General features: G+C 65.1%; 15 protein-coding genes. 6 read left to right on the forward strand and 9 right to left on the reverse strand.

Going from position 1 to position 14,367, the window contains the following annotated elements:
- Positions 1-17 precede the first annotated feature (17 nt).
- The gene (locus tag BM244_RS12980; protein ID WP_093399341.1) at positions 18-311 is read right to left on the reverse strand and encodes a DUF2218 domain-containing protein; all 294 of its coding nucleotides are present in this window, start codon (positions 309-311) and stop codon (positions 18-20) included.
- Positions 308-898, reverse strand: a complete 591-nt coding sequence (locus BM244_RS12985) for a PadR family transcriptional regulator (RefSeq protein WP_093399342.1) — start codon at positions 896-898, stop codon at positions 308-310. The genes BM244_RS12980 and BM244_RS12985 overlap by 4 nt, the downstream gene beginning before the upstream one ends.
- A gap of 340 nt (positions 899-1,238) precedes the next feature.
- On the opposite strand from BM244_RS12985, the gene BM244_RS12990 reads away from it, so the two are divergent.
- From BM244_RS12990 to BM244_RS13000, 3 genes are all read left to right on the forward strand, one after another.
- A complete protein-coding gene (locus BM244_RS12990) occupies positions 1,239-2,558 on the forward strand; it encodes a replication-associated recombination protein A (protein ID WP_093399343.1) in 1,320 nt (439 codons plus the stop codon).
- Entirely contained in the window at positions 2,555-2,896 is a 342-nt protein-coding gene (locus BM244_RS12995) for an MmcQ/YjbR family DNA-binding protein (RefSeq protein WP_093399344.1), read from the forward strand. The genes BM244_RS12990 and BM244_RS12995 overlap by 4 nt, the downstream gene beginning before the upstream one ends.
- A 163-nt stretch (positions 2,897-3,059) precedes the next feature.
- Positions 3,060-3,755: a hypothetical protein gene (locus BM244_RS13000; RefSeq protein ID WP_368086071.1), complete on the forward strand. Its 696-nt coding sequence runs from the start codon at positions 3,060-3,062 to the stop codon at positions 3,753-3,755.
- Positions 3,756-4,078: 323 nt separating this feature from the next.
- Here BM244_RS13000 and BM244_RS13005 read toward each other — a convergent pair whose 3' ends face one another.
- On the reverse strand, positions 4,079-5,131 hold the full coding sequence (locus tag BM244_RS13005) for an AraC family transcriptional regulator (RefSeq protein ID WP_368086072.1): 1,053 nt from the start codon (positions 5,129-5,131) through the stop codon (positions 4,079-4,081).
- Between BM244_RS13005 and BM244_RS13010 the strand changes: the two genes are divergently transcribed.
- Positions 5,064-5,798, forward strand: a complete 735-nt coding sequence (locus BM244_RS13010; RefSeq protein WP_093399347.1) for an SDR family oxidoreductase — start codon at positions 5,064-5,066, stop codon at positions 5,796-5,798. The genes BM244_RS13005 and BM244_RS13010 overlap by 68 nt on opposite strands.
- 150 nt (positions 5,799-5,948) lie before the next feature.
- Entirely contained in the window at positions 5,949-6,581 is a 633-nt protein-coding gene (locus BM244_RS13015) for an NAD(P)H-binding protein (RefSeq protein WP_093399348.1), read from the forward strand.
- Positions 6,582-6,909: 328 nt separating this feature from the next.
- Here BM244_RS13015 and BM244_RS13020 read toward each other — a convergent pair whose 3' ends face one another.
- The 5 genes from BM244_RS13020 to BM244_RS13040 all read right to left on the reverse strand — a co-directional run bounded on the left by BM244_RS13020 (position 6,910) and on the right by BM244_RS13040 (position 12,026).
- A complete protein-coding gene (locus BM244_RS13020) occupies positions 6,910-8,571 on the reverse strand; it encodes a DUF5597 domain-containing protein (RefSeq protein ID WP_093399349.1) in 1,662 nt (553 codons plus the stop codon).
- Positions 8,568-8,888, reverse strand: a complete 321-nt coding sequence (locus tag BM244_RS13025; protein WP_093399350.1) for a hypothetical protein — start codon at positions 8,886-8,888, stop codon at positions 8,568-8,570. Before BM244_RS13025 ends, BM244_RS13020 begins: the two co-directional genes overlap by 4 nt.
- Positions 8,889-9,077: 189 nt before the next feature.
- Entirely contained in the window at positions 9,078-9,443 is a 366-nt protein-coding gene (locus tag BM244_RS13030; RefSeq protein ID WP_093399351.1) for an L-rhamnose mutarotase, read from the reverse strand.
- Positions 9,434-10,936: a UxaA family hydrolase gene (locus BM244_RS13035; RefSeq protein ID WP_093399352.1), complete on the reverse strand. Its 1,503-nt coding sequence runs from the start codon at positions 10,934-10,936 to the stop codon at positions 9,434-9,436. Before BM244_RS13035 ends, BM244_RS13030 begins: the two co-directional genes overlap by 10 nt.
- A gap of 55 nt (positions 10,937-10,991) precedes the next feature.
- Complete coding sequence (locus BM244_RS13040) at positions 10,992-12,026, reverse strand: aldo/keto reductase (RefSeq protein WP_093399353.1); 1,035 nt, start codon at positions 12,024-12,026, stop codon at positions 10,992-10,994.
- A 212-nt stretch (positions 12,027-12,238) separates the two neighbouring features.
- On the opposite strand from BM244_RS13040, the gene BM244_RS13045 reads away from it, so the two are divergent.
- Positions 12,239-13,033 (forward strand): IclR family transcriptional regulator, encoded by a 795-nt coding sequence (locus tag BM244_RS13045; RefSeq protein WP_093399575.1) that lies wholly within the window; start codon positions 12,239-12,241, stop codon positions 13,031-13,033.
- Here the strand turns inward: BM244_RS13045 and fucP are convergent.
- Positions 13,006-14,319: an L-fucose:H+ symporter permease gene (gene fucP / locus BM244_RS13050; protein ID WP_093399354.1), complete on the reverse strand. Its 1,314-nt coding sequence runs from the start codon at positions 14,317-14,319 to the stop codon at positions 13,006-13,008. The genes BM244_RS13045 and fucP overlap by 28 nt on opposite strands.
- Positions 14,320-14,367 lie beyond the last annotated feature (48 nt).

Genomic DNA, 14,367 nt, shown 5'->3' on the forward strand with positions numbered 1-14,367 from the left:
GCAGGTTGCACAAACGCTCAGGGTGCCGTGACCCAGTCGAACGTCAGCGGCGCTTCGCGGAAGGCGAAGCGGTCGAGGTGGCTGGAGATTACCCCGCGCATCCGGTCGACATCCTCGCCCTCCTGCACGGTCAGCGCGACGTCTAGCGTTTCGCTGTCCGCACGCATCTCGAGGACGCTCCCGTTCGGAAAGGCGATGCGGCCTTCTTCTTCGGAGAAAGCGACTTCCATCTTGTGGCTCCAGTGCTTGGCGAGCTGCTGGAGATACTTGCTGGCCGAATGCGTCGGCACTCTCGCGACGGAGACGCTCACTTCAAGCGCTCGATCTTCTGTGCGGCTTCGTCGAGTAACGCAGCGACCTCGTGCAGCGTGTCCTCGGTGACGTCCTCGCGCATCAACCGGTGCTGGAGCACCTGCCGCAAATTGCCCATCGCCCGCCGGATCGGCGCGCCATCGGTCCGCTCGGACTCCGCCCCGACTGCCGCCAACCGCGCGAACAGGCCGTCGACCACGGCCGCATTCTCGGCCAGATGCGCGCGGCCCTCGTCGCTCGCCGCAAAGTGCTTCTTCGCGCCTTCCGACTGCTGTTCCTCGATCAGGCCCATTTCGTCGAGCATGCTGAGCGTCGGATAGACGACGCCCGGGCTTGGCGCATAGCCGCCCCCGGTCAGCCCCTCGATCTCTCGGATCAGGTCGTAGCCGTGGCGCGGTGCGTCTGCGATCAGCTTCAGCATCACGAGCTTCAACTCGCCGCCATCGAACAGCCGCCGCCGACCGCCCGGGCCGCCGCGATGCCCGTGGCCGTGTCGACCATGGCCTTCGTGACTTCCTCGACCCCGACCTTCGCCGTCAGCCCGCGGGCCACCGGTCCAGGCTCCATATCCCATACCAAAACGCATTTGAGTGTTCTCCGATATATCTTCATTCATGGGTTGCGATATATCGCAGACTGTTTCGAGTTCAAGTGGGTCGGCAAAAAGATTCGCTTTTAGGCACTCCGTCGTCCCCGCGGAGCCGGGGACCCAGACCCTCGGACCAAGCGAGTTGCATTGCCGTCAGCCAATATGGATCCCCGCCTTCGCGGGGATAACGATGCTTGTGAGAACGACGATGCCTGTGAGAACGACGATGCTTGTGACAACGACGATGCTTGGAGGAGGACGGTACCTCTAAGAATGGCGAGCGCGCTTGGATGGCGGACGGATGGGCAAACCGGCCCCCTGCCCCTATCTTCCCGGAATGGCCGATCTCTTCGCGGGCTTCGAACCCGCCGCCCCCGCCGAAACGCATCCCGAAAACGCGCCGCTCGCCGACCGCCTGCGCCCGCGCACGCTGGACGAAGTGGTCGGGCAGGATCACATCACCGGCCCCGAAGGCGCGATCGGGCGGATGGTATCGGCGGGGCGACTGTCCTCGATCATCCTGTGGGGTCCGCCCGGTACCGGCAAGACGACGATCGCGCGCCTGCTCGCCGACGCGGTCGACCTGCGGTTCGTCGCGATCTCGGCGGTGTTCTCCGGCGTCGCGGACCTCAAGAAGTCGTTCGCCGAGGCACGCGAGCACGCCAAGATCGGCAAGCGGACCTTGCTGTTCGTTGACGAGATCCACCGCTTCAACCGCGCGCAACAGGACGGTTTCCTGCCCTATGTCGAGGACGGCACCGTCACCCTCGTCGGCGCAACCACCGAGAACCCGTCGTTCGAACTCAACGCCGCTCTGCTCAGCCGCGCGCAGGTGCTGATCCTCGAACGCCTCGGCCGTGGCGCGCTCGAACAATTGCTCGACCGCGCCGAGACGGAGATGGAGCGCCCCCTGCCCCTCACCCCGCCTGCCAAGGACGCACTTATCGCAAGTGCGGACGGCGACGGTCGGTTCCTGCTCAACCAGGCGGAGACGCTGTTCTCGGTCAACCTGCCCGAGCCACTCGATCCCGCCGGGCTGTTGAACTTCCTCCAACGCCGCGTCGCGGTGTACGACAAGGATCGCGAGGGGCATTACAACCTCATCTCCGCGCTCCACAAATCGATCCGCGGTTCGGACCCCCAAGCAGCGCTCTATTATCTCGCGCGGATGCTGACCGCTGGCGAGGAACCGCTGTTCCTGCTCCGTCGCCTCACCCGCGCCGCGGTCGAGGATATCGGTCTCGCCGACCCTCAGGCGCTGGTCCAGTGCATCGTCGCCAAGGACACCTACGACTTCCTCGGCAGTCCCGAAGGTGAACTCGCGATCGCGCAGGCCTGCGTCTATCTGGCGACCGCGCCCAAATCGAACGCGGTCTACAAGGCGCAGAAGGCGGCGTGGAAGTCGGCGCGCGAGACGGGATCGCTGATGCCCCCCGCGTCGATCCGCAACGCGCCGACCAAGCTCATGCGCGATATCGGCTATGGCAAGGGCTATGCCTATGATCACGATGCGGAGGATGCGTTCTCGGGCTCGGATTACTGGCCCGACGAGATGAGCGCGCAGACCTTCTACACGCCGACCGAACGCGGGTTCGAGAAACGGCTGTCCGAGCGGCTCGCCTATTGGGATGGCCTGCGTGCGGAAAAGCGGTCGTGAAGGATTGGGCTGCGGTCGCGGCGTATGCGCTGTCGCTGCCCGAGACCGAGGCGTCGACCTCGTACGGCCAGCCGGCGATCAAGACGCGGGGAAAAATGTTCGTCAGCGCCGGTCATGTCGACGGCAGCTTCCACGTTCGCAGCCCGCATGAAGAGAAGGCGGTCCTGATCGCGACGGACCCGGACAGTTTCTGGCAGACGCCGCATTACGAAACCTGGCCCGGCCTGCTGGTCCGCTATGGCGCGCATGATTCCGAGCGGGTCGCTCTCGTGATCGCCCGCGCGTGGTGGGATCAGGCGTCGGCCAAGCAGCGAAAGGCGTACAGCGATCGCCCCTGACCATTTCGGCCATTTCGCCGCGATCGACTGGTCGGGTGCGGTCGGTCCTCGCCAACCTGGGATCGCCGTCGCGATCTGCGCGCGCGGGACCGCTGCACCGACGCTGATCGCAACCGAGGGCGGCTGGTCGCGCACTGCCGCGCTTGATTGGCTGGTAAATGCGATGCCGCCGGATACGCTGGTCGGGCTCGATCTCGGGCCATCGCTGCCGTTCGTCGACAAGGACGCATTCTTTCCTAACTGGACAGAGAGTCCCGCGGATGCGCGCGCGCTGTGGGCGTTGGTCGAGCGGATCTGCGCGAACGATCCGCATCTGGGGGCCAGCAGCTTCGTCGATCATGACGAGGTCGCGCGGCATCTGCGTCGCCATGGCGGGCGCAAGGGCGAATTCTTCGAAGGGTCCGGTCGGCTCCGCGTGACCGAGGACGCGCAGCGGCGACAAGGGTTGAGTCCCACCAGCAACCTCAATCTGGTCGGCGCCGCACAGGTCGGCAAGTCGAGCCTTACCGGCATGCGCGTGCTGCACCGCCTCGCCGGTCGCGTGCCGATCTGGCCGTTCGATCCGGTCCCGCGCGGGGGGCCGGTCATCGTCGAAATCTATACCACGATCGCCGCCCGCGCCGCCGGCATCCGCAAGGGACTCAGCAAGATCCGCGACGCCGACGCGCTGGACGTGGCGCTGGACGCGATCGGCAGCGATCCGCACGCACCGCTCGTCCGCTACGACGATCACGCCACCGACGCGATCCTGACTGCCGCATGGCTCCGCGCCAACGCCGAGCGCCCCGAACTCTGGACGCCAACCGCAATGACGCAGCATATTGCGCAAACCGAGGGCTGGACCTTCGGCGTTTCGTAAAGCGTTGCGCGGTGTTGCGATCGACGGAATGACGATCGGCGAATACGTTGATCCGGCACGCCAAGGGCTCTCGATCGGTGTCCGGACTGGCGGAAAGAAACCTGGGCTGTACCGCCGTCGGATCACTGGCGGCGGCGTAATCTCAAAATGCGCTTAGCGGTTTCCTGCACACACCGTCGCAGATCCGGTCGAGCGGGCTGCTGGATGGAACGAGCGTTCGAGGGGCCCGTCGGCCTCCGATTTGATGTGATGAGGTTGCCGGCGTGGTGGTGCATGGACCGTGCTTCAGGGTGGCGGGGAGACACCCGCGCTTACGCCGGGTTTTACCCAGACCGGACGTCGGCCATCGGCGAACATCCGAAGGTGCGCCGATAGGCGTGACCGAACGCGCTTTGCGAGACGTAACCGACGCTGTTTGCTATGTCGGCGATATTCGCGCGGCCTCGCGCCAACGCTGCGCGTGCAAGCGTGAGACGCCATGTTCGCAGATACGTCAGCGGCGGCTGGCCGATGCGGCGCGTGAAGTCCGCCGAAAAGGCGGCGCGCGACATGCCGGCAACGGTCGCAAGCTGCGCGACGGTCCATCGCTGCGCCACATCGGCATGAAAGGCGTGAAGCGCGCGGCCGATCCGGGGGTCGGACAGCGCGCCGAGCCATCCGCCGCCAGCCGTCATGTCCCCGCCGGCATATGCGCGTATCGCCTCTACCAGCAGCACGTCGGCAAGCCGGGCGCTGACGATCTCGCTACCGATCGCACCCCGTTCGCTCTCGCTGTTCAACAGGGCGAGGACCGTACCGACCGCACCGGATGTCGGCGACGACCGGGAGACCAGCATGCAATCCGGCAGCATGTCGAGCAGGAAGTCCGCGCTGGCCGATGCGAAGGTAACCGTTCCGCCGATGCCGATGGTATCGTCTCCGCCCAAGCGCGCGACGTTGCAGCCATCTGCGTAGAAGGCTTGACCATCGATCGGTGCTTCGTCGGGGTGGCTGGCCAGGGCGTAGGCCGCGCGGCCAAGCACGCACACATCCCCCATTCCGAGTAATCTGGGCGGAGCGCCCGAAACCATCAACCAACCGCTTCCACGTAGCATCGCCACGAATTTGAGCCGGTCGATCGCCGGGAAAGACAACGCCCAACGACCTGCCGCCCCGATCCGCGTGCGCCGCGTCACGCGAGCGCCGAGAACGCCGAGAACATCCGACAGCGGGTCGCCAGGCGATCTGGACGATTGCGATACCATCATAGCTCTTCGAGCATAGGTCATCTCGGATGGAATGGCTATTTTGACGCGAAGGAGATTACAAATGGGTATCACGGGAAAAGTCGTCGCCATTACAGGGGCAAGCAACGGGATCGGGCGGGCCACGGCCATCCTGTTGGCCGAACATGGTGCATTCGTCGTTCTGGGGGCCCGTAACGAAGAGGGGCTTGCGACGGTCGTCAAGGATATCGAAGCCAGCGGTGGAAAGGCCGTATTCGTGGCGACCGATGTCCGCCGTCGCGACGATCTGGAAGCGCTCGTCGCGCTCGCGGTCGAACAGGGAGGCCGGCTCGACGTCATCATCAATTGCGCGGGGATCGGGCCGATCTCGCGCTTTGATGCGCTCGATGTCGATGGCTGGGATGCTATGATCGATGTGAACCTTCGCGGCACCCTGTACGGGATCGCCGCCGCTCTGCCGGTATTCGCACGACAGGCGAGCGGGCATGTCATCAACGTCGTTTCGACAGCGGGTATCAAGCTGGTCCCGACCATGGGCGTCTATGCCGCTACCAAGAACGCGGTGCGCACGGCGACTGAGGTGCTGCGGCAGGAGGCCGGGCCGCACCTTCGCGTGACCGAAGTGTCGCCCGGGATGATCGCCACCAGCTTCGGAGATAGCATTACCGACCTATCGACGAAAACAGCGATAGCCGAGCAAGTCGATGCCATCGCAATCCCACCCGACGCGATCGCCCGCGGCATCCTCTATGCGATCGACCAACCGCCGCACGTTGAAGTCGGTAGCATCGTGATACGTCCAACCGCACAGGGTTGATCGGCATACCGGAACAAATCGTGTGACGATCACACGGTAGATTTACGCCGGGGCTACACTATGATCTCAGGTGTTTCGGGTCCAGCTTCGATCGAATACGTCACACGATCCATCGGCAACGCGGCGCTGCCTTTTAATGGAAGCTAAATCATGACCCGATTGCTGATCGTCGGTGCGACCGGACTGGTCGGCCAGCACGTCGTACTGCAGGCACTTGCCGATCCACGGGTCAACAAGGTCATCGCCTTGACGCGTCGGCCGATACCGACTTGTGCCAAGCTGGAAAATGTCGTCGTCGATTTCGCGGACATGCCCAATGAGGCATCATGGTGGTCCGTGGACGGCGTGATCAGTGCGCTTGGCACCACGCGGGCCCAGACCCGGTCTGGTGCCGACTATCGGACAATCGATTACGAATATCCGCTCGCCATCGCTCGCCATGCTCGCAACCATGGAGCGGTCCGTTTTGCGCTAACGTCTTCGCTTGGCGCCGATGCCCGCTCGCGCTTTGCCTACACTCGTACCAAGGGCGAACTAGAATCCGAACTGGGCAAAGTCGGTTTTACGTCACTGACAATCGTTCGCCCGAGCGTGCTGGAGGGACATCGCGACCAGCCGAGAGCGGATGAGCACATGGCTCAGGTCATCGTGAAGATCATGGCTCCCTTCCTCCCCCGCCGCCTGCGCGTTAGTCCGGCCCAGGGTGTAGCGGCCTTGCTGATCGATGGTGCGATCGACGCGCCACCGGGTGTTCACGTCAAGACCAATACCGACATGCTATGAACGACCATATTGCTCGCTGACAGCGCCGCTAAACTGGCTGGGTCGGAAGCCGACAAGCAAGGTGCTCGCTCTCCCTCCCTACCGGGTCGCAGAAGCGTCCAACATGATCTTCCAGTCAACACCACGGCTCGCGCCGTGGTTCACACCCATGCGAGACCATTGGCAGTCCTGAATGTGAGCCGCCCCACGAGCCGGCGCGCATCTATGCTCCTCACGGCAGGGCTGGGGGACGTAGACGGTGCAGAACTTCAGGCTCGCTTTTGCCCGATAAAGAGCGACGTGCCTGGTTTTGGCATGACTAGTCTGATCAATACCAGTTCCGACGTTGTCAGCGATATCGTCCCATCGTTACGCGCAGCACTTGCGGTCGGTCGACCAGGTTCAACCCGTAATCGGTCTGGTCGCCGTTCCAGACGCGCTTGGTCATCCACTGCCCTTTGTCGAAGCGTCCCTCCTCGACCCGCACGATAATGCCGTTCGAGCCAGTCCCCGGCGCGCCGGCAAACGTGACGCGGACATGGTCGCCCATCACCAGAAACTCGTTCGCAGACAGCTGCGCGATCGCGACCCCGCCAACCGGTTCCTTCCCCCAAGGTGCCGGCGCGCTCTTCAGCCATTCCCACTCCTTCATGCCGAACTGCCATTCGCCCCAGCTCGCAGTGATTGCCCAGTCGCCCATGCGCGTGGACTGCACTTCGCCGCTATCGGGCTTGGCCGCCCCCCAGGTCGGCTTTTCATACGCGATCCGTGCCCAATCGCGCATCATCGATCCGACCGCAGCATAGGGCAGCGCGAAGGCGTCGAGCGTCGCTGGCGAGATATCGGCGGCGCCGAGCGGAAAATTGAAATAGCCGGTGTCGTCCATCCCGAACGGCGAGAAGCCGATGGCACCGCGTCCCAAGGCCGGCCAGAAGAAGCGGGCGAAGTCGCGCGTGTTTCCCATCTCCGGGATCATCAGCGGATTGTCGGCGCGCGCATAGGCATCGAGATATTTGACGACGTTGGCGCTCGTCTTGTCGTAAATGTCGGGCGCTTCGAGATCGATCGCGGGCGCGGCTGCCTTCCAGATGTCGAGCACGTCCTGCTGGGGACCGCCGCTCGCCACGCCGTACGGATCTGGCACGTTGGAGGGCCCGGCAAGCGACGCATTGACGTACATCGGCAACGGCTTGATCGCCTTGCCCGCCGCGGCAATGGCGTTGACGTAGCTGCCGACATACCAAGTGTTGAAGGCACGGTCGGCCTGCGCGCCGAACACCGTGCTCCAGGTTCCACGCTTGTTCAGGCGCCGTGAGAGCGCGGGTGGGATCGGCTTGGCGAACAGCGCATCGGCCGAGGGTGAGAAATCGCGCGGGTTCTTGTAGCTGCCCGTCTCGTTTTCCACCTGCACCATGATCACGGTGTTCTGCGGATCGTGATCGCGCAGATACGTCATCAGCGCGACGAAGGCGTGCGTGTCCGCCGCCAGCGTGGCCGCGCCGTGTGCGCTGAGCACGCCGTGATCCTGGCCGCTTTTGGTCTTCATTCGAGGGAAGCGGCGATTGTCGAGCTTTACCCAGTCTGGCGTGTAGGAGAATGACGTGTTCTTCCACGTCCCGAACCAGAGCAAGACGACGCGCTTGTCATGCACGCGGGCCTGGTCAAGCAGGGTCTGCAGGAACCGGAAATCGAACTCGCCCTCTCGAGGCTCGACCTGTTCCCATGCGATCGGAACCTCGACCGTATTCGCGCCGATCCGGTCGAGCACCGGCCATGCCGTCGCGAGCGGCTCGGGATAATTGGTGGAATTGTTGACCTGCGCCCCGAGCATGAAGAACGGAGCGCCATCGACGATCAGCGCGTGCCGACCATGCTGGCTCTCGATCCGCGGCAGCTCGTGCGAGACCTGCGCGAACGCCCCCGTATTGCCAGCGAGGATCAGGCCGACCGACAGGAAGGATGCCGTCGCGCGTCTGGACCATGCTGCCCGGTGGTGAGGTGTGTCGTTCATGATAGCCTCCGCATTTGTTCAATTTGACCGAAAGGGCGCGCCGAGCCGGGCTCGATCGGCTCGATCGTCATCAGGACGACGTCTTCGCCGTCGAGCGGCATCGTGGCTGCCAAGCGTCCGTCAGCGACGATCCTCGCAGTGGCTGGGCGTGCCGGGCCACCGTCAAGGCGTACCCGCTCGCGCGGCACCAGCGCGGCGCAGATGTCGGCCGGCCCATGTCGCCGATATCTGGCACCTCCCCTGCCCGTGCCGGCGGCGGCAAGGATGCAACGGTTTCCCCGGACGAGCCAAGCTTCGACCAGCGCGTGGCGCTTCATCGAGTGCGAGCCACGATCGTGGTACCCGAACCATCTGTACGGACAATCCGACCGAAGCTCGGTAGTCCCTACGGCAACGCCAACCCGACCCTATGACGGCGCCGACCCGCCCCACGACGATGTCTACCACGACGATCGCGACCGTCGGTGCGAGCGACCAGGCATGCCGACGCGCGGCGATCGGCCGTATCACGGCTGGTCGTCGAGCGAGTAGATCTGCTCGGCCGCGATCCATTTCTCGCCCTCCGCCGCGAACGGCAGGCGGCGCTGGAAGCGGTCCATCAGCGTTTCCCAAGCCTGGACGTCGGGATTGGTGGCATCGCGCGCGGCCTTGGCGGTCGGGTCGAACTCAGGAGTCGTCTCCATCAGCATCACCAGCCGGTCGCCGACCTGCCAGATCTCGAGCGATGCGATACCCTCTGCACGGAGCGCGTTCGTGATCGCGGCGGGCGGCCCGCCGCGGCGATGCCAGTGCCGATACGCCGCGATCGCCGCCGGATCGTCGTGCAGGTCGAGCACCAGGACATGTCGCGACCGCGCCGCGCTCACAGCCATGCGCCCAGCATCCACGGCACGAATTCGTTCTCGCCGAGCCCGAGCAGCTCCGACTTGGTCGGCCGCCCCGAAGCGGTAGCCAGCAACGCGTCGAAGATCTGCCGGCCAACCGTCTCGATCGGGACGCCGTCGAGCACGACCGAACAGTCGATATCGATATCGCCGGCCATCGCGCGCGCCAGCTTGGCATTGGAGGCGAGTTTGAGGCAGGGCGTTGGCTGCGCGCCGAACGCCGATCCACGCCCCGTCGTGAAGGCGAGCAGGTTGGCGCCTGCGGCGATCTGCCCGGTCGCCGAACAGGGATCATATCCGGGCGAGTCCATGAAGATAAGCCCCCGCGCCATCGGGCGCTCGCCATAGAGCGCGACGCCGTTGAGCGCGCTCGACCCGGCCTTGGAAATGGCACCGAGCGACTTCTCGAAGATCGTGGTCAGCCCACCCGCCTTGTTGCCCGGCGACGGATTATTGTCGAGGCTGGCGCCGTTACGCGCGGCATAATCCTCCCACCAATGAATCCGCGCCTCGAGCGCCCGCTTGATCGCCGGCGTGGCCGCGCGCGCCATCAGCAGATGCTCGGCACCGTAGATTTCGGGGGTCTCCGACAGCAGGGCGGTGCCGCCCGCCGCGACGAGCAGGTCGGAGGCGACGCCAAGTGCCGGATTGGCGGTCACCCCCGACCAGCCGTCGGATCCGCCGCATTGCAGGCCCAGCACCAGTTCGGCCGCGGAACAGGATGTGCGGCGATCGCGCGCGGCTTCCTCGATCAGTTCCTCGACGATCGCGATGCCCTGCGCGATGGCCTCCGCGGTGCCGCCGGCCTGCTGGATCGTCAGCGTGCGCAGTCGCACGCCCGGGGAAAGCCCGAACGCGCCGAGCATGTCGTCGATCTGCGCCACCTCGCACCCAAGGCCGATCATCAGCACGCCCCCGAAATTGGGGTTTCGCGCATAGCCGACCAGCGTGCGCTGCAACGTCTCGTATCCGTCGCCCGTCTTGGACATGCCGCAGCCGCTGGCATGGGGGAACGCCGCGACCGCGTCGACTCCGGGGATGACGCGCTGCTCGAAATGCCGCGCGATCCGCCGCACCACCGTCGCCGAGCAATTGACGCTCGCGATGATCCCGATCGCATTGCGCGTCCCCACGCCGCCGGCGGCGCGGACATAGCCATCGAAGGTGGCGGAATGCGGCATGCGCCGGGACACTTCGGCGGATGCGCTCGACGCGGTGGGCGTGGTCCCGGCGGCATGCACGCCGACCACCAGATTGTGCGAATGGACGTGCTCGCCCGCCGCGATCGGCCGGCTCGCCACACCGATCGACTGGCCGTATTTGTGCACCACCGCGCCTGCCGCGATGGGATGCAGCGCGATCTTGTGGCCGCTCCGGACGGCGTCGCGCGCAGTGGTGTCGCGGACTTGCTCGCCCGCCTCGGCAGGATCGATCAGGATTGCGACATCGTCGCTGTCGGACAGCAGCAGCGCGCGGGTCATGATTTCACCTTCGATGAATGGCCGGGGCAGCGGCGAGCGCGCAGGCATGCGCGGCTCATCGCGCCTGCCCGGCGGTGGGTATCGGCGCGTCTTCGTGCAGCAGCCCGGCGCCGCGCAGGTCGTGCCAGAAGCCATCGGGAATCACGGTGAGATACAGTTGCAGCGTGTGCTCGACCTGGTCGCGATCGGCGAGGCCCGGCACGACGCTGGCGACCGCCGGGTGGGCCAGCGGGAATTGCAGCGCCGCGGCGGCCAACGGAACGCCGTGCGCGTCGGCGATCTGCTCGATCCGGCGAACACGCTCGACGATCGGCGCGGGCGCGACGGCATATTCATAGTGGAACGGCCCCGCGCCCTTGGTGCCGGTCGCGAGGATGCCGCTGTTATAGGGGCCGCCGATCAACACCGCGATGTCGTTGGCGACGCAAGCCGGCAGGAACGTCTCGAGCGCTCCCTGTTCGAGCAGCGTGTAGCGGCCGGCGAGCAGCACCACGTCGATGCCGACCTCGTCCATCGCCGCCAGGCATATCGCGGTCTCGTTCACGCCGAGGCCGAAGCCGCCGATCGCGCCACTCTCGCGCAACGCCTCGAGTGCGCGGAAGCCACCGCCTGCGGTGAGTTGCGCCCAGTATTCCGTCTGCGCGTCACCATGCGTCGCACGGCCGATATCATGTACCAGCAGCAGGTCGATCCGCGCCAAACCCAGTCGCTGGAGACTCGCCTCGTACGAGCGCATCACGCCGTCATAGCTATAGTCGTATACAACGCGGAACGGCATGGGCGTCGCGAAACCATCGCGTATGCCACTGGTATCCTGCGTGGCGTCTGGAACGAGCAGCCGCCCGACCTTGCTCGACACGACCAGTTCGCTTCGACCACGAAGCGCATCGCCCAACCGCCGTTCACTCAGCCCATAGCCATAAAACGGGGCCGTATCGAACAGGCCGATCCCGGCTTCGACCGCGACGTCCACCGCCGCGCGCGCGCATGCTTCGCCGATGGGCCGATACAGGTTCCCCAACGTACCGGCGCCAAAGCCGATCTCGGTCACGGCCAGACCGGTCTGGCCGATCGTTCGCTTATCCAGCATCCAAGCTCCATCGACACGAGGGCCGTCATCGGTGCTTATCGTCTCACCGTTCACAGGCATTGCTAGAAGCTGATTTTTATCCATGCAAGCCAATTGGCATATATAGCATTTACGCCAATCACCATGTCGGGATTGGCGGGGCCGGGTTTTCCCTGCGATAGGCGACGACGACATGCGCCGGGTTGGTCGCGACGAAGACGGAGAGGATACACGTGACGCGTACCGGACCAAAGGGTACCTATGCCGCGCCGGCACTCGAAAAGGCGTTCGAGATCGTCGAGTTGCTCGCCGAATATCCCGACGGCGCGCTCGTCAGCGAAATGGCGGCCAGCCTCGGGCGGTCGGTCGGTGAATTGTTCCGCATCGTGATCGTGATGGAGCGGCTCGGCTACCTGCGCAAATCGGCGCATACCGATCGCTATACGGTGTCGTACAAGCTGCTCGAAACCGCGTATCGCGCAACGCCCGCGCAAAACCTCGTGCGCGCGGCCCTGCCGCAAATGCAGGGGCTGGCAGCAGCGGCCGGGCAGTCTTGCCACCTCGTCGTGGCGAGCAACGATCACGGCTTGGTGGTCGCCTGCGAGCAGCAACCCGGAATGCGAGGCTTTTCGCTGCGCGTCGGAGCGCGGATCGACATCGTCAACAGCTGTTCGGGCCAGGTGTTGCTGGCCTATGCGACGACGCAGCGGCGGGAGCAGATACTGCAGACCTTGGACGAACAGCTCGAGGAAAAGGTCGATCGCGTCCGCTTGGCGCAGCGGATAGAGACGATCCGCGCAGCAGGCCACGACAGCCGCCAGAGCCCGGTGACGCACGGCGTTACCGATATCAGCTTCCCCGTGTTCGGGTTCGACGGACAGATCATGGCGGCGCTGACGATCCCGTTTCTCGAATTGATCGACGGATCGCAGAAGGTCGGACTCAAAGCCGCACGAGAGATGCTGCGCGAGACGACCGCGGCGATCGCCGACACGCTGGGCTATCCGGGTACGCCGTCAGACGCTTGAGGCCAGGCCCGGTGCGCGCGGCGGGCATAGGCGGCGATGACGACGAAGCACGCGAGCGGCAGCAGCATGATGATCGCCACGCTTCCGGTCCATACCGAGGCGACGCCCATCAGGGGAGGAAAGATCGCTCCACCGACGATTGCCATCACGATGCACGACGAACCGAGCGGCTTGGCCGCGCCAAGCCCCTCGACGCCCAACCCGAAGATGGTGGGAAACATGATCGACATGAAGAAGCTGACGAGCATCAGCGCGCCAAGCGCCAGCCGTCCGCCCGCCATGGCCGCAACCGCGCAAAGCCCGACATTGGCGAGCGCATAGCTGCCGAGCAACGTCGTGGGACGCACGCGCGTCATCAGCGCGGTGCCGGTAAAGCGCCCGATCATGAACAACAGGAGGCTGATCGAGAGCAGGAATGCGGCGTTCCGCTCGGAAAGGTCCGGCGCGGCCTCCTTGGCGAAGTCGATGAAGAAGCTCCACACACCGACCTGTGCGCCGACGTAGAAGAATTGCGCGATCACCGCGCCGCGCAAGGCAGGGCGCCGGATCAGCGTGCGGAGGTCACCGTGCGCGGTGTCCTCGCTCCGCCCCTCGGGCAGGCGCGCCCAGCCGACCGCGGCAGCCACCAACAATACCGCAATCGCGAGCAGCGCATAGGGCAGCCGCACGGTCGCCACCTCGCTCGCGCGATACGCCTGCAGCGCCGCAGGACTCATTTGCGCCAACACGGCCTTGCTGTGCTCTACCCCCGAAAAAATCAGCGTGCCGCCAATGATCGGCGCGAAAAAGCCGCCAAGGCCATTGAACGCCTGTGCCAGATTCAGCCGCCGTACGGCGCTGGCGGGATCGCCGAACACGCCGACATAGGCATTGCCGGTGGTTTCCAGACAAGCGGCGCCTGCCGCGATCAAGAACAATGCGACAAGAAACAGCGCATAGCTCGTCATCAGCGACGCCGGCAGAAACAACAATGCGCCGACCGCGTACAGGCCAAGCCCGGTCAGAACCCCAGCACGATAGCCGAAGCGGCGCATCAGCAACCCGGCCGGGAGCGCGACGACGAAATAGCCGATATAGAAGACGAACTGGATGAAGCCCGCCTCGCCCCGGTTCAGCCCCAAGGCCTTTTGAAACTGGCGGATGAGGATATCGTTGAAATTGTTGGCCAACGCCCACAGGAAAAACAGGCTGACGACCAGCACGAAGCCCCAACGATAGCCCGGCGTGACGAAATGCCGAACGGCGACTGGGTCTGGCACTGCCGGCGTCAGTTCGGCGCTGCTCATCTCGCTCTCTCCTATGATACGGTCCGGCCTGTTGCCGGTACCGCGCCG

The sequence above is a fragment of the Sphingomonas sp. OK281 genome (genome assembly GCF_900115295.1).
Taxonomy (GTDB): Bacteria; Pseudomonadota; Alphaproteobacteria; order Sphingomonadales; family Sphingomonadaceae; genus Sphingomonas.

Coding starts and splice junctions, on each gene's coding strand:
- BM244_RS13005 (WP_368086072.1), bottom strand. CDS start 5,131: ATGGCCGTGGCCCGCCCGATCCCGTTGCTTGCCCCTGTAATGGCGACG.
- BM244_RS13010 (WP_093399347.1), top strand. CDS start 5,064: ATGGGTATCACGGGAAAAGTCGTCGCCATTACAGGGGCAAGCAACGGG.
- BM244_RS13025 (WP_093399350.1), bottom strand. CDS start 8,888: ATGAAGCGCCACGCGCTGGTCGAAGCTTGGCTCGTCCGGGGAAACCGT.
- BM244_RS13015 (WP_093399348.1), top strand. CDS start 5,949: ATGACCCGATTGCTGATCGTCGGTGCGACCGGACTGGTCGGCCAGCAC.
- BM244_RS13000 (WP_368086071.1), top strand. CDS start 3,060: ATGCCGCCGGATACGCTGGTCGGGCTCGATCTCGGGCCATCGCTGCCG.
- BM244_RS13030 (WP_093399351.1), bottom strand. CDS start 9,443: ATGGCTGTGAGCGCGGCGCGGTCGCGACATGTCCTGGTGCTCGACCTG.
- BM244_RS13035 (WP_093399352.1), bottom strand. CDS start 10,936: ATGACCCGCGCGCTGCTGCTGTCCGACAGCGACGATGTCGCAATCCTG.
- fucP (WP_093399354.1), bottom strand. CDS start 14,319: ATGAGCAGCGCCGAACTGACGCCGGCAGTGCCAGACCCAGTCGCCGTT.
- BM244_RS13020 (WP_093399349.1), bottom strand. CDS start 8,571: ATGAACGACACACCTCACCACCGGGCAGCATGGTCCAGACGCGCGACG.
- BM244_RS12985 (WP_093399342.1), bottom strand. CDS start 898: ATGCGTTTTGGTATGGGATATGGAGCCTGGACCGGTGGCCCGCGGGCT.
- BM244_RS13040 (WP_093399353.1), bottom strand. CDS start 12,026: ATGCTGGATAAGCGAACGATCGGCCAGACCGGTCTGGCCGTGACCGAG.
- BM244_RS12990 (WP_093399343.1), top strand. CDS start 1,239: ATGGCCGATCTCTTCGCGGGCTTCGAACCCGCCGCCCCCGCCGAAACG.